The sequence below is a fragment of the Stenotrophomonas sp. HMWF023 genome (assembly GCF_003060985.1).
In the GTDB taxonomy this organism is placed as follows: domain Bacteria; phylum Pseudomonadota; class Gammaproteobacteria; order Xanthomonadales; family Xanthomonadaceae; genus Stenotrophomonas; species Stenotrophomonas lactitubi.
In genome coordinates, this window is sequence record NZ_QAIJ01000083.1 from 13,543 (window position 1) to 34,117 (window position 20,575).

General features: G+C 65.7%; 18 protein-coding genes and 1 pseudogene. 6 read left to right on the forward strand and 13 right to left on the reverse strand.

Features of this window, described 5'->3' with window-relative positions:
• Together DBR20_RS03480 and DBR20_RS03485 are read left to right on the forward strand one after the other, a co-directional pair.
• Positions 1–1,695: D-(-)-3-hydroxybutyrate oligomer hydrolase (locus DBR20_RS03480; RefSeq protein WP_219927780.1), on the forward strand; the 1,695-nt coding region annotated here is incomplete at its 5' end.
• Between the two features lie 26 nt (positions 1,696–1,721).
• Positions 1,722–3,452: a fatty acid--CoA ligase gene (locus DBR20_RS03485; RefSeq protein WP_108265189.1), complete on the forward strand. Its 1,731-nt coding sequence runs from the start codon at positions 1,722–1,724 to the stop codon at positions 3,450–3,452.
• Positions 3,453–3,471: 19 nt separating this feature from the next.
• Here the strand turns inward: DBR20_RS03485 and DBR20_RS22585 are convergent.
• The 3 genes and pseudogenes from DBR20_RS22585 to DBR20_RS22050 all read right to left on the reverse strand — a co-directional run.
• A pseudogene (locus DBR20_RS22585) lies at positions 3,472–3,807 on the reverse strand (GFA family protein); the annotation flags it as partial.
• Positions 3,808–3,889: 82 nt separating this feature from the next.
• On the reverse strand, positions 3,890–4,936 hold the full coding sequence (locus tag DBR20_RS03495) for a retropepsin-like aspartic protease (RefSeq protein WP_108265191.1): 1,047 nt from the start codon (positions 4,934–4,936) through the stop codon (positions 3,890–3,892).
• On the reverse strand, positions 4,905–5,108 hold the full coding sequence (locus tag DBR20_RS22050; protein WP_219927781.1) for a hypothetical protein: 204 nt from the start codon (positions 5,106–5,108) through the stop codon (positions 4,905–4,907). The genes DBR20_RS03495 and DBR20_RS22050 overlap by 32 nt, the downstream gene beginning before the upstream one ends.
• Positions 5,109–5,233: 125 nt before the next feature.
• Here DBR20_RS22050 and DBR20_RS03500 point away from each other — a divergent pair, with 125 nt between their 5' ends.
• On the forward strand, positions 5,234–5,638 hold the full coding sequence (locus DBR20_RS03500; protein WP_146186947.1) for a hypothetical protein: 405 nt from the start codon (positions 5,234–5,236) through the stop codon (positions 5,636–5,638).
• A 73-nt stretch (positions 5,639–5,711) separates the two neighbouring features.
• Here the strand turns inward: DBR20_RS03500 and DBR20_RS03505 are convergent, their stop codons facing one another.
• From DBR20_RS03505 to DBR20_RS03525, 5 genes are all read right to left on the reverse strand, one after another.
• A complete protein-coding gene (locus DBR20_RS03505; protein ID WP_108265193.1) occupies positions 5,712–7,286 on the reverse strand; it encodes a CocE/NonD family hydrolase in 1,575 nt (524 codons plus the stop codon).
• Positions 7,287–7,411: 125 nt separating this feature from the next.
• Positions 7,412–8,683 (reverse strand): carbohydrate porin, encoded by a 1,272-nt coding sequence (locus DBR20_RS03510; protein ID WP_108265194.1) that lies wholly within the window; start codon positions 8,681–8,683, stop codon positions 7,412–7,414.
• Positions 8,680–10,080, reverse strand: coding sequence for a cytochrome c (locus tag DBR20_RS03515; RefSeq protein WP_108265195.1), 1,401 nt, complete (start codon positions 10,078–10,080; stop codon positions 8,680–8,682). The genes DBR20_RS03510 and DBR20_RS03515 overlap by 4 nt, the downstream gene beginning before the upstream one ends.
• Positions 10,077–11,717 (reverse strand): GMC family oxidoreductase, encoded by a 1,641-nt coding sequence (locus tag DBR20_RS03520; RefSeq protein WP_108265196.1) that lies wholly within the window; start codon positions 11,715–11,717, stop codon positions 10,077–10,079. Before DBR20_RS03520 ends, DBR20_RS03515 begins: the two co-directional genes overlap by 4 nt.
• A gap of 45 nt (positions 11,718–11,762) precedes the next feature.
• Positions 11,763–12,296, reverse strand: coding sequence for a sugar dehydrogenase complex small subunit (locus DBR20_RS03525; RefSeq protein ID WP_108265197.1), 534 nt, complete (start codon positions 12,294–12,296; stop codon positions 11,763–11,765).
• A 977-nt stretch (positions 12,297–13,273) separates the two neighbouring features.
• On the opposite strand from DBR20_RS03525, the gene DBR20_RS03535 reads away from it, so the two are divergent.
• On the forward strand, positions 13,274–14,014 hold the full coding sequence (locus DBR20_RS03535; protein WP_108265199.1) for a DNA/RNA non-specific endonuclease: 741 nt from the start codon (positions 13,274–13,276) through the stop codon (positions 14,012–14,014).
• Between the two features lie 83 nt (positions 14,015–14,097).
• Here the strand turns inward: DBR20_RS03535 and DBR20_RS03540 are convergent, their stop codons facing one another.
• From DBR20_RS03540 to DBR20_RS03555, 4 genes are all read right to left on the reverse strand, one after another.
• The gene (locus DBR20_RS03540) at positions 14,098–14,328 is read right to left on the reverse strand and encodes a hypothetical protein (protein WP_108265200.1); all 231 of its coding nucleotides are present in this window, start codon (positions 14,326–14,328) and stop codon (positions 14,098–14,100) included.
• Positions 14,325–14,744, reverse strand: a complete 420-nt coding sequence (locus DBR20_RS03545; RefSeq protein WP_108265201.1) for a VOC family protein — start codon at positions 14,742–14,744, stop codon at positions 14,325–14,327. Before DBR20_RS03545 ends, DBR20_RS03540 begins: the two co-directional genes overlap by 4 nt.
• Before the next feature lie 11 nt (positions 14,745–14,755).
• Positions 14,756–15,229: an AraC family transcriptional regulator gene (locus DBR20_RS03550; RefSeq protein ID WP_108265202.1), complete on the reverse strand. Its 474-nt coding sequence runs from the start codon at positions 15,227–15,229 to the stop codon at positions 14,756–14,758.
• A gap of 139 nt (positions 15,230–15,368) precedes the next feature.
• On the reverse strand, positions 15,369–17,225 hold the full coding sequence (locus DBR20_RS03555) for an XVIPCD domain-containing protein (RefSeq protein ID WP_108265203.1): 1,857 nt from the start codon (positions 17,223–17,225) through the stop codon (positions 15,369–15,371).
• A gap of 120 nt (positions 17,226–17,345) precedes the next feature.
• Here DBR20_RS03555 and DBR20_RS03560 point away from each other — a divergent pair, with 120 nt between their 5' ends.
• Together DBR20_RS03560 and DBR20_RS03565 are read left to right on the forward strand one after the other, a co-directional pair.
• Positions 17,346–19,541: a hypothetical protein gene (locus DBR20_RS03560; protein WP_258223193.1), complete on the forward strand. Its 2,196-nt coding sequence runs from the start codon at positions 17,346–17,348 to the stop codon at positions 19,539–19,541.
• An 80-nt stretch (positions 19,542–19,621) separates the two neighbouring features.
• Positions 19,622–20,107, forward strand: a complete 486-nt coding sequence (locus tag DBR20_RS03565) for a TspO/MBR family protein (RefSeq protein ID WP_108265204.1) — start codon at positions 19,622–19,624, stop codon at positions 20,105–20,107.
• Positions 20,108–20,118: 11 nt separating this feature from the next.
• On the opposite strand, the gene DBR20_RS03570 is transcribed toward DBR20_RS03565, so the two are convergent.
• Positions 20,119–20,415: a hypothetical protein gene (locus DBR20_RS03570; protein WP_108265205.1), complete on the reverse strand. Its 297-nt coding sequence runs from the start codon at positions 20,413–20,415 to the stop codon at positions 20,119–20,121.
• Positions 20,416–20,575 lie beyond the last annotated feature (160 nt).

The following is a 20,575-nucleotide window of genomic DNA, read 5'->3' on the forward strand; positions in this document are numbered from 1 at the left end:
ACCGCGGGACTGGGAATCGACGCCCTACGCTCGGCCACCGCGCCAGCCTTCAGCAACCCGGCCCAGCCCACGGCCGAGGAAGCCAGGCGTCGTGCGATCTGGAGCAGCTGGCGCGGCATCGCCGACCTGACTCCCGGTGGTGGCTTCGGCGATGTCTACGGCAGCCTGCAAGCGGTGCCCGGCCGAGAATTCTCGGCTTATGCGCGCATTCCTGGCGCGCGCCAGCCCCACCGCGTACTGGTGCAGGTGCCCGACAGTTTCGACGCCTCGCGACGCTGCCTGGTCGTCGCTGCGTCTTCCGGCTCGCGTGGCATCTATGGCGCGATTGCGGTTGCCGGCAGCTGGGGCCTGGCCCACGGCTGCGCCATCGCCTATACCGACAAGGGCGCAGGCAGTGACTACTACGACCTGAACGCCAAGACCGGCTTCCAGGCAGACGGCACGCCCGCCTCACAAGGCGCGTTGGCCTTCATTCCTGCGGGTGCGGCAGCCACACAGGGAATCGCCTTCAAGCATGCCCATTCGGGTGACAACCCGGAAGCAGCCTGGGGCCGCCATCTGCTGCAGGCGCTGCAGTTCGGCCTGCAGGCGCTGGATCGCGCCTACCCCGAATCCGCCCCGTTCACGGCGGCCAACACGCGCACGCTGGGCGTGGGTGTATCCAATGGCGGTGGCGCCGTGCTGCGCGCGGCGGAGATCGAAGGCGACTGGTTCGATGCGATGGTGGCCGGCGAACCGAATGTGTCGGTGGCAGGCGCTCCGCCGCTGTACGACTTCGTCACCCAGGCCGCGTTGCTGATGCCCTGTGCCCTGCTGGCAGAGGACGATCTGCCGCAACCGCCGATGCGGGCGCAGGCCGTGCCGGTGTGGACCCAGCAATGTGCCACGCTGAAGTCCGCCGGCTTGGTGCAAGATGATGACACTGCGGCACAGGCACGGTCGGCACGCCAGCAGCTGCTCGACGCCGGCTTGAGCGACGATGCACTTCGCGCCGGCGTGTTCTCGACCGGGTTCGATCTGTGGCGCGCCATCGCGGCCACCTATTCGTCAGCCTATGGCCGCTACGGTGCTGGCGAACATCCCTGCGCGTACAGTTTCTCGGCCGCCGGGGCAGATGGCAGGCCCGGCGCGGCCGCAGCCGAAATGCGTGCAACCTGGTGGAGCGAGGGCAGTGGCATTCCGCCAGGCAGTGGCGTGGTGCTGGTGGATGGCAATGCCGCCGGGGCGGAAGCTGATCCCCTGCGCGGTCTGAACTGCCTGCGTGCACTCGGCAATGGCGATAGCGCCGATGCACGGCGTGTGCGCGCCGGCATCGCCGCGGCCACCGCCCAGGCCCCGCGTCGCGGCCTGCCGATCGTGGTGATCCATGGCCTGGACGACGGTCTGGTGCCGATCAGCATGACCAGCGATCGCTACGTACCATTTGCGCGCAAGGCGGGGGCGCAGATCGCCTATTGGCGCGTGAACCACGCACAGCACTTCGACTCGCTGCTGGCCTTCCCGGATTACCGGAAGCGCTACGTGCCGCTGCTGCCCTACATGTTCGCGGCGCTGGACCAGGTATGGGATCACCTTGAGGATCCAATGCATGCGCTGCCGACGGATGCGCTCATCCAGCCGACCCCGCGCGCGGAAGCGCCCTTGCTGCGCGAGCAGCTGTCCATTCCCGCGGCCCAGGCGCTCCCAAGCCGCTGACACGCCGCCCACCAGGAAGCCCCCACATGTCATTCGCCACCGCCACCGCCTCAGACGGGTCCGCCGCCGAGGCTCATGCCTTTCCCCTGCTGATCAAGCAGTTGCTGCTGACGCCGCTGGCAGTGCGTCCACAGCAGGAAATCGTCTACGGCGACAAGGTCCGCTTCGACTACCGCACCCTGCAGGCGCGTATCGGCCAGCTGGCCGGCCTGCTGACCTCGCTGGGGGTCAAGCGCGGCGATACCGTGGCAGTGATGGACTGGGACAGCAATCGCTACCTGGAGAGTTACTTCGCCGTGCCGATGATCGGAGCGGTGCTGATGACGGTGAACATCCGTCTGGCGCCCGAGCAGATTGCCTATACGCTCAATCACAGCGGTGCGCGGGTGATCCTGGCCAACCGCGAGTTCCTGCCGGTGCTGGAAACCATCGACGAGCAGCTCCCGGATGTGCGCACACGCGTCCTGCTCGACGATGAGGATGGCCCGCTGCCAGCCGGTTTCGTGACCGAGTATGAAGCCGGGTTGCGCGAGGCCACGCCCACCATCAGCTTCCCGGACTTCGACGAGAACACCCGCGCCACGACGTTCTACACCACCGGCACCACGGGCCTGCCCAAAGGGGTGTATTTCAGCCATCGGCAACTGGTGCTGCACTCGCTTGCGGCGATGGCCGCACTCGGCAGCGCCTCCAGCCAGGGGCGCCTGCACCGCGACGACGTCTACATGCCGATCACCCCGATGTTCCATGTCCATGCATGGGGCATGCCTTACGTGGCCACGCTGCTGGGCATCAAGCAGGTCTATCCTGGACGCTATCTGCCGGGCAAGCTGCTGGCGTTGATCACCCGCGAGAAGGTGACGTTCTCGCACTGTGTGCCGACCATCCTGCATATGCTGTTGGGCCATGCCACGGCGGCCGATACCGATCTGCGCAGCTGGAAAGTGATCATCGGCGGTGCGGCACTGCCGCGGGCACTGGCGCAGCAGGCACTGGCCCGTGGCATCGACATCTTCGGCGGTTACGGCATGTCCGAGACCTGCCCCCTGCTCACCGTCGCGCAGATTGATGCCCACGCCCTGGACGACCCGGATGAGGAGCTGTCACTGCGCACCAAGGCCGGCATCCCGGTGCCATTGGTGGACCTGCGCATCGTGGACGAAGACATGAATGACGTTGCCCACGATGGCGTCGCTACCGGCGAAGTGGTGGTACGCACGCCCTGGCTCACCCAGGGCTATCTGCACAACCCGGACGCGTCAACGGCGCTGTGGGTGGGCGGCTACCTGCATACCGGGGACATCGGCAACATCGATGGTGGCGGCTACCTGCGCGTGGCCGACAGAATCAAGGATGTGATCAAGACCGGCGGTGAGTGGATCTCCTCGCTCGCCCTGGAAGACATCATCGCCCTGCATCCGGCGGTCAACGAGGTCGCCGTGATCGGCATCAGCGATGAGAAATGGGGTGAGCGACCGCTGCCGCTGGTGGTCAGGCAGAACGGCAGTAATGTGACCGAAGCAGAGATCATCGAGCTGGTCGCAGCGCGCAGCCGCTCAGGCGACATCTCCCGCTACGCGATCCCCGACCGCGTCAGCTTCGTTGATTCGCTGGAACGCACCAGCGTGGGCAAGATCAACAAGAAGAAGCTGCGGGGGCTGCATGATCCAGAGGCAGTTGCTGATGACCCGGGCTCACATGAAGCGGACCGTCCCAGCCATCGAGATACTTCGGCAGCGCATCTGCAACGTCGATGACGCGCTCCCGATAGAACAGGTGCATCGTCGGCGAAAACGCTGCATCCAGCACGCCATCGGCAGCTCGCGCAACAAGAGCGTTGGGAACCACGCGCATGCCCAGGCGGTTGGTGCCAAACAACACGTCCCCGCAGTTCAGGCAGAAGGTCTTGGAAAGCTGCTTGGCCGGGTGCTGGAAACGCGCATTCTTCGCCCCTGAAATGGTCACCGATTCGGCCGCCCATGCGGTGGCCGAGAGCATCACAACGCCGTAGAAATCCCTGCAGGTTGCGCAATGGCAGTTCGCCTGCGCAGCGGGAGTGCCGTGCAGTTCCACTGCATTTGCGCCGCACAGGCAGGTGATGCGAAGGGCCATGGACGTCTCTTGAAGGGAATGGCTGGCGAGGAGTGTGCTGTTACCCCTCGTCCTTCACAAGAGGCTGTGGGTGCTGAAGCCTCTACTTCCTGCCCGGCTCCACGCCAACGTACTGGTTCCGTCGCAGATAGACCTCGCCCGTCTTCATGTCCAGCAGCATGTTGAACTGCCGGAGAATACCCGCGCCGATCGTACCGTCGCCGGTGGAGGCGTCATCGTCGATTGGAAAGGACGCAGCGGGCCTGTCGATGGCCAACCCCTGGATGCTTGCCGATGGCACGCGCACATCCACTGCGCGAATGACATTGCCCGCGCTGCCGGTGAAACGGGACGTTCCCACCTTCTGGGTGAATACCTCCATCAGCCCATGGCGTGAGCTGTAGGCATAGCTGAGATCGATGCTGCCGTTGCTTCCCGTGTCCAGTGCCAGCCAAGGCTTGACGACGGCGTCACCGTTGCCGAGCGTGACTTCGATTGCGGGCGTATTGTCGATCCAGCGGACGTTGGCGCGGGTATAGCCGGTTACATCCGGCAGGCTACGATGGACGAGCAGCTGCTGCCGGTCGTAATCGATCTCGACTACCTTCCCTTCAAAGAACTTCCAGCCCAGAACCGCATCAAAGGGGCGGTTCCTGTAGTCGACCACCACTGCGCCCATGCGCGTGTGCAGCCCGCCGATCTCCACGTCGTTGCGCGTGCTGTAGTCCATCGTGGTGACGCCGTCTGAACCTGTGTTCTCAGTGCGATCATCGATGACCACCGATGCCTTCGGCACGATGGCGCGTGATATGGCCAATCCGTCCGCGCCGGTGTCCACCAGGAATCGCAAGGGCTCGGACCTGTTGACGCTGCCGCGGACGTAGATCCGGTGGTCCTTGTCCTGCTCGAAGGGGATAGCCACGGGCGTGGCATTGGCGCCGGCACTCGCGCCTGAAGCGGCTGAAGTGATGGCGGCAGCCAGCAGAAAATGCAGGATTGCAGGCACGGGCGACTTCCCTTTCGTTTGGCGATAGTGGCGTGGCACCTGATGGATGCCGCCAATGCGGGAAAGGTTTAAATCGATGCCGGTGCTGCGGGTGATACCGACCGATGGGGTGTCACTGCGGTGGCGCTGACGGAACCGGCGCATCACGTTTTTCTGGCGGCGTCATGTCAGCATCAGCAGATGCATACTCCCGCGCCTTCACGCGAAACGGGGCAATACAGCCGGCGAGGCTGATGCAGATGGAAAGGGAAAGTGCGATCAGGGCCAGTGTTTTCATCGAGCTGCCAGGTTGTGCGGGGTATTCTTGGAGCGCCATGGTCAGGTGCTCGTGGCTATAAGTCCATAGCCATCTGCCGCTGTCGGCATACTGCCCCGTGGTAGGCTGCCCCAGCAGAACCCGTGCACGATATCGCAGCTGCATTCCCCTCCGGGATGACTTCCATGAAGAACCCAGCCATACCTGCCGTCGCATCGGATCGTGCAATGGAGGGTCAGTCGCCCAACCTGTTCGTCGCCCTGCGTGATCTGCTGCTTCCCTACAGGGCCGATCTTCTCGTCGTGCATGACGAGGCCGATCACTTCTACGCCAATTGCAGGAACGTAGACGCCAAGGGCAAGGCTCAGTTCTTCGGCGCGGTGAAAGTATCGGGTCGCAGGCATTCATTCCATTTCATGCCCATCTACACCTTCCCCGAGCTGTTGGCCGGCATCAGCCCAGGCCTGAAGAGGCATATGCAAGGGAAGTCCTGCTTCAACGTCGATGCCTGGGATCCAGTGTTGCTGCACGAACTGCAGATGCTGATCGAACAGGGTGTCTCCCGCTACCGGGTGGCCGGCAAGCTGTGAGCACACCACGCGGCATCTGCCGCCGGTGTGCCCACGGAGCGGCCGCGCCCGCAACGGCGGGCGCGGTATGGATTCAGTGCAACGGCACCTTCAGCACCGATGGCGCGGACGCGGGCGAACTGAAGGTCACCGCCCCACCCAACTGGCTGATGCCTGCGTAACGCAGGTCCACCGTATCGACCACCAGCGTCAGGCGACTGCCCGCCGGAATGTTCCAGCTGCTCGCTTCCAGCCGCAGATCGAGGGTGGTCGCCTGGCCCGGTGCAACGCCGCGCAGGGTGTAGGGCTTGTGGCTGATCAGCTGGCCATTGCCCAGCACATCTTCCGCGTACAGGTAGGCATACAGCGTGGTGTTGGCGCGGCTGGGAGTGACGGTCACGCGCACTTCCGGCGCACCGTCCAGGCGGCGTGCGTTCCAGTAGATCGGCCCCTGCCAGACGCCTGCGGCGGTGCGCCCGATGAAAGGCACGTATGCACCCGGCGGAAGGTTGATCATCTGCAGTGAGCCCGATACCATCGCCACGCCTGAATTGGCGGCGGTAGGCAGGCCACTGCCGATGCGGTAATTCCAGCCATTGCTGCGCCCGTTTTCAACCAGGCCGCCGGTGGGCAGAAGCAGGCCGCCGGGTGCGGTCAACGCGTAGCTGACCGCGCCGCTGTTGGTGGCCTGCCAGTTCGGGTAGCTGCTCCAGCTTCCCTTCTGTGACTTCAGCTGCACCGCCGGTTCGCGGTCGATGCCATTGGTCACGCCCTTGAGGTAATGGTCGAACCAGTCGCCCACCGAGTCATAGACGTCGTTGGGAATGCCCAGTGCGCCCAGAGCCTCGTTGAGGGCGTGGTCGCCGTGGCGCAGCTGCAGCTGCTTGGGGCCTTTCAGCTGGTTGAAGAAATCCACCAGCTGACCCGGCGGAAACAGGCTGTCGTTGAAGGCGTTGGCGAGGAATACGGCCGGCTGGTTGGCGTTGATCTCGTTGATGCTCGCAGCGGGGCTGCGGATCGCGGCCACCGGCAACAGCGATTCCACGGCGCCCTGATAGTTGCCGACCACGACGTTGCGGTTGATCGTGGCCAGTTCGGACCCGGGGCGGCCGGTGACCAGGCCGGCGGCCACCAGCAGTGCGATTCCCTGTGCGCTGGGGGTGTCGTTGGAGTACAGCGACGCCTGCAGGTCGGCCCATCCGCTGAGGGCGGCCACTGCCTTGATGCGCGGATCGCGTGCCGCCGCCAGCAGGCTGGTGCCGGCGCCGTAGGAGATGCCCGAGACGCCGATCCGTGCCGGGTCGGCCCGGGTGTTGTCCAGCGCCCAGTCGATCAATGCGCTGACATCCTCGACCGTGGCCGGCCCGGCGATGTCGATGGCCCCGCCGGACTCCCAGAAGCCGCGCGAGCTGTAGCTGATGACCACGTAGCCGCGTTTGGCCAGCGACTGTGCGACCCCTACGTACTCCACGCTGGGAACGGCCCAGCTGCTGGGCATCACCAGAAGCGGGTACTTGCCGCTACCCGCGTCCTGGGGCTCGATGACAAAGACCCCGAGGGGTGTGCCGTCCCAGCTGGGAACGGTGCGGTGGGTGGTCTTGACCGTGGCGGCCCAGGCGGTGGGCGCCAGTCCGGTCAGCAGGATCAACAGCAGCAATACCTTGCGCATCGTCGTCTCTCCCCGTCGTTGGTGGTGCAACGGGTTGGACCGTACCAGTGCGAATGGTGGCTGACACCTTGCGCCGCAACATGGGGCGGCAGGCCTGCCACCCCACGCCGCGGGCCTGAATGCGCCTACAGCGTCGCCTGCGCCTGCAGGGTGAACACCCAGCTGTCGGGTCGGCTGGCATAAGCGCCGGGCCGCGCCACGTACTGCACCGCCGGCCGCAGCACCAGCCACGGCGCGACCTGCACGCCGTAGTTCAGCTCGACGAACTGCTCGTTGCTCTGCACATCCTTTCCGGTCAGCTGCTGGTGCCGTGCGAGCCGGTCGGAGATGTCCAGCCGGTTCCAGGCCAGGCTGAGCACATCATCCTCGCGCGACGCGATCACGCCGCGCCAGCTCACGCCCGCTTCCCACGAGTAGCGCATCAGCCCTGTCTTTGCATCGGCACGGGTGGCCACACCGAACACCGAGATGCCGCGCACCGTATCGCCTTCGGGCTTCCACACGCGCTGCGCGGCCTGCACGTACGAACCGCTGCGATGCGAGGCGCGAGGTGCGGCCGGATTGCCGATGTCATCGGCGTTGGAGGTGTCCAGGTAGTAGCCGACCTTGTAGGTGCCGCCATAGTCCTCGCCGGACTTGCCATGGCTGTAGCCCACTTCCACGGGCAGGAACAGACCGGTCTTTCCCTTCGTCGAAACACGGAAGCCACTGTTGGCCTGCTTGCGCGTCGGGTTGACGTCGTAGATGCCGGTCTGTGCGTACCAGCCCGACGGATCGTTCCACTTCACCCGCAGGCCCCACTGGCCCGTCGGGTTGTCCAGCCAGCCGGAGCTGTAGATCGGGCCCAGCGGATGTCCGCATTGGCCGTTGTTGTTGAAGTTGCAGGTGTAGGGCAAGCCACCGAAGTCGTTGCCCATCGAGTAGAAGCCCCCTTTCAGGCTCAGCCGCTTGTCCAGCAGCAGCCGTTCGTAGGAGAGCTCGTTGAAACGCAGGTTCTGGCCCTGGCCATAGAAGGCCTGGTTCTGGATATAGGAGCCCGTGGACCGCTCGTTGATGGCGTTGCCGAAGCGATCGGAGAACACCACGCGCAGCGTACCGTCGAAGCCGAGTGCTTTGCCGGTATCGATCGTCGCGCCCAGATCGATGTGTTCGGCGGTGGACCAGCCACTGCCCTTGTAACCATCGCTGTTGACGCCAGTGCCGATCACGATGCGTGCGCTGGGGGTTACGCCGCGGTCCTGCAGCCACATGCGTGCGGCCCAATCGGCACTCAACGGAGTCTGCACGACGCTGTCCACTGGCTTGGGCTTGGCGGTGGCACTCGCTTCGGCGGCCGACACCGGGCCATTGACCGCGAGCAGGAGCAGCCCGATGCCGCTCAAGGAGAGCAGCTTCATGCTGCAGCCCTCCTGTTCCTGCGCTTCTTCCAGGCGCGGCGCACCAGCAGCACGACGCCGACCAGCGCCAACACGGCAACGATCAGCATCGGCAGCCACAGCCGCGCGATCTTTGCCAGCAGTGGCTTCTCGCCGCCGGCGCGGGTCAGCGCCACCTGGGCCTCGGTGACCTGGTCACCCGGCCCGAACTGCGTGCGCACGTAGGTCGCCACCGCAGCGATATCGGTGTCACTCAGATCCTGTACGAACGAGCCTTTCGAGAAGTGCGGCATCAACGCGTGTTCGCCATGCACGTCGCGGTCGATGCCGCCGATGATGGTGGCGATGAGGTTCTGCGGGCGGGTCATGCCGACGGTGGTGTTGTGCACCAGGGAGGGGTAGTACCCATCCCTGCTGCCCTCGCCCCGCGATCCATGGCAGCTTGCGCACAGGCCCGAATACAGCACTCCGCCCGATGCCAATGCGGCACCCGTGCCGCGTACCGGTTGCTCGCCCGGTGTGGCGGCGGCATCGCCCCAGGCAAAGGCGGCCCGCGTGGCGTCAGGATCGGCCACCGCCGGTACCGTGCGCAGGTAGGCAGCGATCGCGGCGATATCCTCGTCCTGCAGCTTGGACAGGCTGTTGCTCACCGCTTCGGCCATGCCGCCACCGGCCTGCGCCTTGCCGGCGACACGGCCGGTCTTCAGGTACTGGGCCAGTTCTGCATCGCTCCAGCCACCGATACCGCTGGTGGGATGGGAGGTGATGTTGGGTGCGTACCAGTCCCCCAGCGATCCGCCGGCGAAGGCCTTGCCGCTCACTTCCTGCATCATCAGCCCACGCGGGCTGTGGCAGCTGGAGCAATGCGCCAGACCCTCCACCAGATAGGCGCCGCGATTCCATTGCGCACTCTTGCCCGCATCGGGCTTGAACGTTTCCTTGTCCAGGAACAGCAGGTTCCACACCGCCATGGACTGGCGGATGCTGAAGGGGAACGGCAGTTCGGTCGCGTGCGCTTCCTCGTCGACCGGCGCCACCTCCTTCATGAAGTAGGTATACAGCGCGTGGATGTCCTCGTCGGTCAGCTTGGCATACGAGGTATAGGGCATCGCCGGATACAGATGGGCGCCATCCTTGCGCACGCCTGCGCGCACTGCTTTGGCAAAGTCATCTTCGCTGTAGAGGCCGATGCCATGGCTCTTGGAGGGGGTGATGTTGCTGGCCCAGATCTCACCCAGCGGGGACGCAATCGCGTAGCCACCGGCGTAGGGTTTGCCCTGTTTCGGGCTGGTGTGGCACGCCACGCAGTCTGCGGCGACCGAGAGGTAGCGCCCACGTTCGGCGACCTCGTCTGCGCGCGCGGATTGACTGGCTGCGGCCAGCATCAGCATCATCAGAGCGGAGACGAAGGTCTTCATGCCGCACGCTCAATGGCATCTGCAGCCCGCAATGCCAGTGCGGCCATGGTCAGGGTGCTGTTGACCACGCTGGCCGACACCATCGGGCCGCCGCCTGGCAGCCACAGGTTCGGGTGGTCGTGCGCGCGGCATTCGCCATCGACCACCGAATCGCGCGGGTCAGCGCCCATGATGGTCGAGCCCATGATGTGGTTGTTGGCATTGAGCGCCGTGGTGATGACGAATTCCTCAGCGTTGAACAGCGAGCCGATATGCCGCAGCTGTTTGCAGGACTCGTCATAGCCCTTGCGGGCGTAGTCGCCCAGCGAGTAGTGGATGTCCGGGCAGGCCAGGCCATGGCCATCGACCCGTGTCTTCGACAGCGTCAGCCGGTTGCTCGGGTCCGGCAAGGGTTCCAGGCTGATCGAAAGATCGACGCCGAAGATCGCGCGACGGCGGATTTCGGCATCCAGCGCGTCGCCGACGAGCCCCTTCTGCAGCGCCTGGTCGGTGGCGATCGCCACGCGGCTGATGTTGTTGAGGATGATCTTGGTGGCCGAGTACTGCGAGCGGAAGGCGCCGTCACGCGGGCCGACCATGCAGCTGGACTGCGCCGGTCCGCGTCCCAGCCAGATCGGGCGATCGGCGATGAACGAGCAGTGGAAACCGGAATGATCAAGCATGTTGCGCCCGACCTGGTCGGAACGGTTGGCGATGCCATTGGGGTTCTGCTCGTTGGCGGCAAGCAGCAGCAGGCGCGGCGTTTCCAGCGCGTTGCAGGCAATCACGAAGCTGCGGCCGGTGGCCTTGTGGCTGACCTTGTTGTTGTCATACCAGTGGATGGCCGTCACCCGGTTCTGCGCATCGGTGTCGATCTTGTAGGCCACCGCTTCAGCCAGCACCTGCGCACCCAGCTTCTCGGCCGCTTCGATGGTATGAATGCCGTTGTACATCGCGCCGATCGGGCAGATCGGCTGGCAGTTGTTGTTGCCGCAGCAGGCGGGCCGATCATTCCAGGGCGTGATCATGCGGCCCTGCGGAATGGGCACCAGGTTGTAGCCGTGCGGATTGACCACCTCGGCGAATACCTTGTCGCCGTTGCCCCAGGGAATCATGTCGGCCAGGTAGGGTTTGGATCGCTCGGCGGGACTCTGCTTGCCCGGGTCGTTCGGCCCGGAGACACCCATGGCCTCTTCCGCGCGGCAGTAGTACGGCTCGATGTCGTCGTAGCTGATCGGCCAGTCGCGCCCTACCCCATAGGTGGACTGCATCTTGAAGTCCACCGGCAGGTGGCGCCAGCAGGAGGCGGCCCAGTGCCAGGTGGTGCCACCCACGGCCTTGATGAAGCCCTGGTGGAAGCTGCTGGCGTCCGGGCCGGTGAGGCCCACGTAGTCGTTGGCCGGGAAATACAGCGGCGCGGTGGCCAGCGGCGACTGCGGATATGGGCCCTGGAAGTCGCTGCCGATGCGTCGCTCGAAGCTGACGTTGCGCCAGTTTTCGACGACGTCGGAACGATGCAGGCGCGGACCAGCTTCAAGGACCAGAACCGATTTTCCGGCACGAACCAACTGATGGGCGATCAATGCGCCGACGACGCCCGAACCGACGATCACAACATCGGCATCGGCGTCGCCATCACGGAAAACCGGAGCTTTCATGAGGGGAATCCAGATCAATTACGGGAAAGAGATGGAAGCGCTGGCTCAGCCGTGCGCTCGTACCGTCGGGGGCGGCGCAGCCGTCCACCATGCAGGGCCGCCTTGCGCGTAGGTCGGCGGGAACAGGCCATCGTCCACGGGGCGCTGCATCAGCGCGTCGCGATAGGAAACGGTGATGGCCTGCGGGCCCTTGCCGACGCTGCCGGTGTACCAGGCAGTGATGATGGCCAGCGCTGTGGGCCGTGCATCGCCAGCCGCCGCCAGCAGTGCTTCGGGGCCTTGTGCCTGTTGCGCCTTCGCCGCGAGTGCCGGGAACCGGGCGTGCATCTCGGGATGCAGCTTGGCGAATGCGGCTTCGATGCGGCCGGCGGTCGCCGGATCGAGATCGGTCTTGCCCGTCAGCGCCTGCGACAACTGCAGAAAGCGCCGGTCTGCCGGCTTGGCAGGGGCCGCACTGGCAACGGGTGCTGGCGCCTTGCCGTTGCAGGCCGCCAGCAACGAAACCGAGCCGACGGCCAGCAGGAAGGTTCTGCGCGTCAGGCCTTGCCCACTCCCCTCCAATCCCTCGGGAACACTCATGATGTGGACTCCTGATGCGTCACGTCTTCGGCTGCCCCGGACCGCGACGCGGGGGGCACCTACAGGTGAAACTGTAACGCACCTGCTCGTCGTGACGAGGTGAGCGGGAGGGCCCATGCAAGGGCCAAGCGCCCTCCCTTTCAGTGCCAGGGGCGGCCGATTTTCGCTGCAGGCACAGCGCCCCCGTCACGCCCGGACTACGCCCTCAGCGCTAGAAACAAGGGGTTTTCCACTCTGGAGTCTGACCATGCGGGTACTACTGTTCTGTGTCGTGGCGGCGATGGCATTGTCGGCCTGCGGCCAAGGCGAACGGACCGATCAGGCACAGCATGCCGATGCGGTTCGGCAAACCGCACCAACGGGCAGCGAGCCGGCGCGCAACGTGCCTGGCGGCGGTAGCGGCACCGCAGCCTCCGAGGACCAGGCATCGGGAACGGACGCCAACGACGCAAAGGATGCCCCGCCGCAGCCTCCTGCAAAGCGTTAGGCCTGGAAAGGTCGCCCTCCGCCTGCCGCATGGATGCTGGATCCAATGCCTGTGGCACGGAACACTCGACTCTGCCTTGGCTTGGAGCACAGCGTCAGCGCTGCACGGTCGCTACTGGGCATCGGCTTGCCCGGCCGTGATGCGTCACGCTGATCGTCAGCACGCCCCCTGCGGACAGGTATCGCCCAGGCAACGGCCACGCCACTAGCAGCTCTTCTTTTCATGCATGGGTGCCCTGATCTGACAGGAGCCCAGTGCTTGCGCGCAGTCACACCTTCGCACTTTGGTCGTTGACCTGCTGGCGTCAACAAATGACGCTAACGACACCGCAGCACTATTCCTAGTGCCCTTCCGCGGTCGAGATCCCAGGCAGTACCGGCCACGGCCGGGTCGGGTCCCCAATACCTGTCACCGCATCGTCCTTCACACGGAAAGGCCTGGCCTGCCGTGGTGGACGGCTGCGCCCTGCCCATACCCATGGAGATCCGCAATGCGCCTTGCCACGTTCTTCTTTGCCCTTGTTTTCAGCACCTTTGCCGGGGCCGCACATGCCCAGGTCGTGACCCTCAACAAGGGCGGGTTCGTATTGACCTATGACTGCAGCATCCACAGCGCGACCCGATACGAATACACACTGGTGGCTGACACCGGCTCGGCCGCCCGCCCGTCCAGCTTCTACAAGGACCCGGACCTGCCGGCCGGCTGCGTCGGCCAGACCAGCACCGGCTCCTATGCCAGCGTGCAATCCGGCTATGACCGCGGCCATCTGGTGACGTCCAACCACATGGACTACGACACCACCTACATCCGCCGCGCCAACTACATGACCAACATCGTGCCGCAGGTGTCCAGCTTCAACCAGGGCATCTGGGTCAAGGCCGAGAACGTGGCCGAGTGCTATCGGGACATCGCCCCGGTCGACGTCTATGGCGGCGTCGTCTATGGCGATGCGTCCAATGACTATTTCCTGTCCAGCCATGGCATTCCGACCCCAGAATTCTTCTGGAAGACGATCATCACCAAGGATCCGAACACCGGCACCGCCAAGGCCATCAGCTGGATCATTCCCAATGAAACGGGACTGGGCAGCCTGGACAGCTATCTGGTCACCATCGCGGATCTGGAAGAGTTGCTGGGCGCCAGCTACGTGGCGATCAACGCACCGGCGTCGCTGAAGAACATGCTGCCCAGCGCCAGCTGGCCGCTGCCGAGCGGATGCGATTTGAGCTGAGTGTCCAACGGACCGACGGAGTGCGCTCCGCCGGGCCCATCACGCTTGCCAGCTAAGCCTGGGTGACCCTCCGGCGGGCAGCCTCAAGGTGCAGCCTCGGCGCGCGAACCAGGAGCTCCGCGCCGGTAATGCAGCGCAAACAGATACAGCCCCGTGAACAACTGCAGGAACAACGGCGGCAGCGGCGAGTACGTGATCCACGCCGGAGGCTCGCCCTGCCCCATCCCGCGCGCCACGAAGTTGGCGATCACCGCCAGGGTGAAAACGATCGAGGTCCAGCGGTGCACGGGACGTGCCCAACCACCGGCCCTCATTGCGGCTTCCTCGCGGGGCGCTCGATCATCTTCCAGCCATTGCCGGACGGATCACGGAATCCGGCATCCACCGCACCGTAGCGCTCCACCGGCTCCTGGGTGAATTCCACGCCACGGGCCAGCAGTTGCTCGTAGCGGGAGCGGCAATCGTCCACCGCCAGCACCAGCGGCGGCATCGCGCCTTTGGCCACCATCTGCTGCAGGGTCAGCGCAGTGGCCGCGTCGTGCACCGGCGGTCCCGGCTTGAACAGCCCGAGCTGGAAACCGCCCTCGTCGCCCGAATGCACCGTCAGCCAGCGATAGTCGCCGCTGCCCACGTCGGTGTGCACCTGGAAGCCGAGTTTGTTGACGTAGAAATCGAGCGCTGCGTCCTGGTCATGCACATACAGGCCGACCACATTCACCATGCCAGTCATAGGATCCTCCCTCAGGTGGGATCTACGCTAACAAGGCCGCTGCGGCGGCGCTTCTCCAAAACTGCGATCTTCAGGTCCGGACGCTGCGCGGCACGGGCGTGGCACTCGGGAACGGGGCCCTGCGCCGGGGAGATTGCACGCTGGCGGTCGCGGATGGCGCCGGGGCTGTCGCCGGTGATGTCGCGGAAGATCCGGCCGAAGGTGCCCAGGCTGGTCCAGCCGGTCTGCAACGCGATCTCGGTGATCGGCAGGTCGGTATCGCGCAACAGAGCGACGGCCCGCTCGATACGTCGACTGAGCAGATAGCGGTGCGGCGGCACTCCGAACGCCTCCTTGAAGGAACGCGCGAAATGGGCCGTGGACACCGCACTGACCTGCGCCAGCCGCACTACCGGCCAGTGTTCATGACTGGCCCGGTCCATGTGATCTTTTGCACGCAGCAGGCGGCGCAGCAGTTCCGGGCTCTGAGAGGAGTGGGCAGCCATAGGTGTGGCCTAGCCTGGGCCGTGCCGCCTGTGGGGTCAATCCCCCGGTCGACGTCCATGCAGCGGCGCGTATTCGTATTCGCAGGAGATTCCGCTACGGATTGGCGCAGGGATGTTCGCCCCTGCGCCAACGCTCAACTCAGTGCGCCATCACACGGGCCGACTGCTCACGCGCAGACTGCTCCTGTTCCCGCTCCTGCTGCTGGCTTGGCTGCTGGGCAGCTGCCAACTGCGTCTGCTCCTGCAGTTCACGCACGTGCTCACTGACCGGCGTCGCCACCGCCTGCGCGGTCTCGGTGCGGGCAATCTGTCGATCCGCGGCGTGCGGCTGGCCCTGCACCGCGAATGCATACCTGCCGTCGTCACTGAGCACGGCCTCGTCAATCCGCTGCATGCCCTTGTCCTTGGCCGCTACCAGAAGCGCCATGCCAAGGCGTTCGCTCATTTCATCGGGCTGGCGCCCCATCGCCTGGTCGAGGCTGCTGACCGCGCCTTGGCTCTGCAGCCACAGGCCATGGTCCGGGCTGGCACTGTGCCGGGGGTCCTGCCGGGGCAGCAGCGGTGACGGCGGCGCAAGTGACTGCAGGTGCTCGCCCTGCACGCCAGCGTCGATCTTCTGCAGATCCTTGCCGCCTGCCGCGGCAATGTGGAACATGCGCTCGGCCATGCCGTAGGTGGATTGACCCTGGTTGCGCGCCAGCCCCAAGGCAAAGGCGTCCACATCCTGCTGCGGCTTGCCGCTGCCGTCCTCTGCAAGCACCTGCCACGATGGCCCCAGCATCGGGTTGTCCTTGACCATCGACTGGGTGCGCTCCATCAGCGTGCGCATCTGGGACTCGCTGAAACTCAGCGTGTTCAGCTCATCGGCCTTCATCGGCCCGCGACCACCGGCAGGGTCGCCGGACAGCGCCGCGTTGACCATGCCGGCAATCTGTTCGCCCTGAGCGTGTCCGCGCAGGTCGAAGGTGAATTCGTAGCGGCGCTGCGCCGTATCCTCCTGGCCATCGGCGCCGTAAGCGCTGATCCGGGATGCTGGCAGGTTGCCGTTGTACTGCACGCTGCGCAGCTCGGTGCGGCTGCCATCCTCGCGACTGACCTGCACCACGTCACCGCTGTTGCGTGGACCCGCCAGATCCATGCCAAACGTGTCGCCGTAGCCGACCTTCATACGGGTCTGCGAACTCATGCCCAGCCGCTCGACCGTGGCCAGATCCTGCACGCCTGGGGTCTGGCTGTTCATCGTGCCGTTGTCGATGAACTGTTCATAGGCCTGGCGGCCCTCGGGTTGATCCAGATCGAAGGTGGCGGTGCGGACGGCGGAGTGACCGAGCGCATCCTGGCGACCTGCAATCGCGCTGAACCTGCCTGCGCTGAAGCCCATGCCGTTGAAGGCTTCGACCGCCTCGTTCGGCCCGGTGGTAACGCGCACCCGGCCATCATCCAAGCGATCCACGCGGTAGCTGGCACCGCTCGCCTCGGTCGTCTGGCTCTGCATGGCGATGTTGCGGAAACTACCTTCCAGTGCGGTGCCGGTGAACTGCTGGCCATCCAGGGTGACGCTGCCGCCCTTGGGAATGGTCTGCGGATCAAACGGGTTGACGCGGGTGGGATCGAGGTCCACGGCGTCGCTGGGCAGGCTGACCCTGTAGCGCCCGCGTACGCCCGTGCTGCTGGTGTCCTGGAAGCCGGCGCCCTTCACACCTGCACCGACCACCGACTCCATCGTGAGCAGATAATCCCTGCCACCATCGGGCGTCGGGCTGCCGGCCATGTTCAGCGACGTGCCCTGGAACTGCGATGCAAGACCGGACGCTGCGCGCTTCTGCTCGGCGCCCACTTTCAAGGCGCCGTCGCCCTCGTTCAACGTGACCGAGTAACCACCTGCGGCGGCGCGGATCTCGCTGTTGGCCGAGGTGTATGTCGGATCGAACGACGCCGTGGCGGCATCGCGCGGCGCATCCGGGGTTGCGCCTTCCTTGCTGGTCTGGGCATTCATGCCGTGACCTCCTTGAACAGAGACGCGCTGATTATAGGGCGCAGGGCGTGCGGCACGTTCACATCGCGCCGCAGCAGCATCCACGATAGTGATGGCCATCCCACTCCATCCCGAGGGTCCATGCCCCAGTCCCTCGCCCGCCCGCAGCGATGGCTCCGCCTCGCCCGCACGCTGCTGCCTTACCTGCTGGGCCTGTATCTGCTGTACCTGCTCGCAGGTAATATTTTTCTCAATACACCACTGTTCGATCAGGTCACCAATCGCAAGCCGCACAAGTTCGTGATGACCACCGGGCCCGCGATCACGCTGCTGCCGGGCCATGTGATCGCCTGGAATGTGCAGATGCGCGGCCACGTCAATCACACGGTGTATGTGCTGCGCGCAGACCGGGCCAGTGCGCGCCTGGCAGTGTTGCCCCTGTTCCAGCGCGAGGTGCGCGTGCCGTCGCTGCACGCGACCGGTGTAGCCGCGGAGATCGCGCGCGTGGATGAGGCCATTCCCTCTCCACCGCGCGGTGACCGCGGCTGGACGTTGCGATTCGATGCCATCCGCAGCGAAAGCATCCGCAGTGTCCGCGTCGGCAAACTGTTGATCGTCGGCCAAGGCAGCGGCAACGTCGGCTTCGTCAAGCAGCTGCGCGGCGGGCCATCGGAGCTGCTGGACTCGGAGGTGGCTTTTGCTGATGCTGATGTCAGCCTTGACGGCACGCAGCTACTCGGCGACATGCAGCTGAAGACGCAGTTCTCCTATCCACGGCACTACCGCGACCAGGCGCCGGGTCTGGCAAAACTGGGGCTGTTGCATGCGGCGCTGGAGGTGCAGGCGCGCAGCCAGGGGCTGCGGCTGGATACGGACACGCAACGCCCCTCCGTTGCCAGCGCCGCCGTGCCGGGGCAGCTGCAGGCCTCGGTCACCCTGGACCAAGGCGCACTGCAGCCAGGCAGTCATGCCGTCTGGCGGGTTCCATTGCAGGTGGGCGCCGGCGCACCGGACCGGGGAACGCTGGCGATACAGCTGGACGCCGCTCGCGATATCCGTCTGCAGGCGCGGTTGCCGCAGCGCGATGGCACCGGCGCGGCACTGGACGCGGATCTGAGCATCGCCGGGCGACAGATTCCATTTGACGATCCCAGCGAGATGCTGGGGCGCGCCTCTGGCACGGTCAAGGGCGAATGGACCTTCACCTCGCTCAACTGGATTCCAGCACTGTTCGTGCAGAAGCCCTGGTTCCAGCTGCAGGGCGGTGGCGTGCTGCGCGCGGACCTGCGCCTGCAGAACGGCGAGCTGGCCGCCGGCAGCAGCGTCGATATTCCGGCGGCGCGGGCAGTAGCCGAAGTGGCCGGCGTGCACATGCAGGGAACGGCCAGCGCGCATGGGCAACTGCGGGCCGGCACGCCGACGCGCGCCGTGCTGGCGGTGAAGCTTCCCACGTTCAATGCCCGTGCGGGCGGCGCCAAAGGCGCCACGCTGTTCGATGGGCGCGACCTGGCGCTGACACTGACCGGTGACGGGCGCCTGCGCGAACTGCGCAAGGGAGTGCGCGCGCAGCTGCGCTTCGACGACGCAACCATTCCAGACCTCACCGCCTACAACCGCTACCTGGGCAAGGGCCAGGTGCGGCTGCTGGGCGGTGCCGGCCAGGTCAGCGGCAACGTTGAACTTGATACCCAGGGCCGGGTCGGCAACGGCAGCGTCCGCCTGCGCAGTCAACGCGCACGTCTACAGGTGGCCGGGCTCGACCTGCAGGGCGACGCGCGCGTGGATGGCAGGCTGCGACGCGGCGATTTCAGCCAGCGCCGGTTCGATCTGGGCGGGAGCGTGATCGAACTGCGCAACGTGCAGGTCGGTGACCAGCAGCGACCACAACCGTGGTGGGGCCGCCTCACCGTCGCCCGTGGCGATATCGATGCGCAGCCACCCTTCCAGGTGGACGCGCGTGCGGACCTTGCAATGCGCGATGCCGGCCCGTTGCTGGCGCTGTTCGCCGAGCGCAGCGATTACCCGCGCTGGGCGTTGTCCCTGCTCGATTCCGGCCAGGTGGACGCGCATACCCGACTGCGCTGGCGGGCCGGGCATCTGGTGCTGGATGGGCTGCAAGCGGAAAACGAGCGTCTTTCGCTGCGTGCGCGGCTGGATCTGCTGGACCAGCGCAAGCGCGGCGACCTCTACCTGCGCTGGGGCCTGCTGGGCGCTGGCATCGAACTGGACGGCCAGCGCCGGCAATGGCATCTGGCCGGCGCGCGGGAGTGGTTCGACGGTCGGCCTGCGTTGTTGCCAGCCCCTGCGCAGTCCAGCACCGGTGGTACGGCCGACTGACCGGGCGCCTGCATCCAGTCGCGACGCATCTGCGTACAACGCGCTGTCACAACCGGTGGCAGTGCTGGAGGAGATACACCATGAATGTCCGCAGGCAGGTTGTCGGTCTTCTGGGCTGGGCCGTCGTTACTTTTCTGGCCGCCGCGCTGGGCGCCCGCGCCTCTATTTCTGCGGCGGACTTCTACGCAGGCCTCACGTTGCCTGCATGGGCGCCGCCTGCCAGCGTGTTCGGTCCGGTGTGGACTGTGCTGTACGCGCTGATGGCGCTGGCCGCGTGGCTGGTCTGGCGCCAGGACGGATGGCGCGCGGCCACGCCTGCATTGGCGCTGTACCTGCTGCAGCTGGCTCTCAATGTGTTGTGGAGCTGGCTGTTCTTCGGTTGGAAGCAGGGGGCGCTGGCGTTTGCGGACATCCTGCTGTTGCTGGTGCTGATCGTGGCCACGGTGGTCGCCTTCCATCGCGTGCGCCCGGCAGCGGCGTGGCTGCTGCTGCCTTACCTGGCATGGGTGGCGTTCGCCAGCGCGCTCAACTTCGCCGTGTGGCAGGCCAATCCAAGCGTGCTTTAGCCGGGCAATGCTTACAGAGCGTATGGCGCCTGCTGCCACTGGCGCAGCACGCTGCCCCTGAAAGCCTGCTCGCCGCAGCCGGTCGGACAACGCAGTACGCGTGCGGCAGAGGTGCTGACCAGTCCATCGCCTTCCTGCGCCTTGAACACCAGCTCGCAGGACAGACAGCGCGCCACCAGCGAGTAGAGATGGACGATGCGGCCGCTGCCGGGATCCTGCAGCGCGTTGACATCCAGCAGGTCGAAACGGCCGTTATCAGGCGCTGGACGCGAGGGGCGAAGCGGAGAGGACGATGGCTGCAGGTTCACATCGATGCGTCACAGAAGGATGAGCGACGACTGTAGTGGGCGCGATGTGCAGCAGATGTGCACCGCACCCATCAGGCTGCAGCGGCGGCACCCAGTCGATTGATCTGCGCACATTCCAGCACTGCTGGCGGGTCCGGCATCGTCGCCAGCACGATCATCG

What these genes read in the sequence shown, in the direction of transcription:
- DBR20_RS03485 (WP_108265189.1), top strand. Translation starts at nt 1,722, where the DNA reads ATGTCATTCGCCACCGCCACCGCCTCAGACGGGTCCGCCGCCGAGGCT.
- DBR20_RS03495 (WP_108265191.1), bottom strand. Translation starts at nt 4,936, where the DNA reads ATGCGCCGGTTCCGTCAGCGCCACCGCAGTGACACCCCATCGGTCGGT.
- DBR20_RS22050 (WP_219927781.1), bottom strand. Translation starts at nt 5,108, where the DNA reads ATGGCGCTCCAAGAATACCCCGCACAACCTGGCAGCTCGATGAAAACA.
- DBR20_RS03500 (WP_146186947.1), top strand. Translation starts at nt 5,234, where the DNA reads ATGAAGAACCCAGCCATACCTGCCGTCGCATCGGATCGTGCAATGGAG.
- DBR20_RS03505 (WP_108265193.1), bottom strand. Translation starts at nt 7,286, where the DNA reads ATGCGCAAGGTATTGCTGCTGTTGATCCTGCTGACCGGACTGGCGCCC.
- DBR20_RS03510 (WP_108265194.1), bottom strand. Translation starts at nt 8,683, where the DNA reads ATGAAGCTGCTCTCCTTGAGCGGCATCGGGCTGCTCCTGCTCGCGGTC.
- DBR20_RS03515 (WP_108265195.1), bottom strand. Translation starts at nt 10,080, where the DNA reads ATGAAGACCTTCGTCTCCGCTCTGATGATGCTGATGCTGGCCGCAGCC.
- DBR20_RS03520 (WP_108265196.1), bottom strand. Translation starts at nt 11,717, where the DNA reads ATGAAAGCTCCGGTTTTCCGTGATGGCGACGCCGATGCCGATGTTGTG.
- DBR20_RS03525 (WP_108265197.1), bottom strand. Translation starts at nt 12,296, where the DNA reads ATGAGTGTTCCCGAGGGATTGGAGGGGAGTGGGCAAGGCCTGACGCGC.
- DBR20_RS03535 (WP_108265199.1), top strand. Translation starts at nt 13,274, where the DNA reads ATGCGCCTTGCCACGTTCTTCTTTGCCCTTGTTTTCAGCACCTTTGCC.
- DBR20_RS03540 (WP_108265200.1), bottom strand. Translation starts at nt 14,328, where the DNA reads ATGAGGGCCGGTGGTTGGGCACGTCCCGTGCACCGCTGGACCTCGATC.
- DBR20_RS03545 (WP_108265201.1), bottom strand. Translation starts at nt 14,744, where the DNA reads ATGACTGGCATGGTGAATGTGGTCGGCCTGTATGTGCATGACCAGGAC.
- DBR20_RS03550 (WP_108265202.1), bottom strand. Translation starts at nt 15,229, where the DNA reads ATGGCTGCCCACTCCTCTCAGAGCCCGGAACTGCTGCGCCGCCTGCTG.
- DBR20_RS03555 (WP_108265203.1), bottom strand. Translation starts at nt 17,225, where the DNA reads ATGAATGCCCAGACCAGCAAGGAAGGCGCAACCCCGGATGCGCCGCGC.
- DBR20_RS03560 (WP_258223193.1), top strand. Translation starts at nt 17,346, where the DNA reads ATGCCCCAGTCCCTCGCCCGCCCGCAGCGATGGCTCCGCCTCGCCCGC.
- DBR20_RS03565 (WP_108265204.1), top strand. Translation starts at nt 19,622, where the DNA reads ATGAATGTCCGCAGGCAGGTTGTCGGTCTTCTGGGCTGGGCCGTCGTT.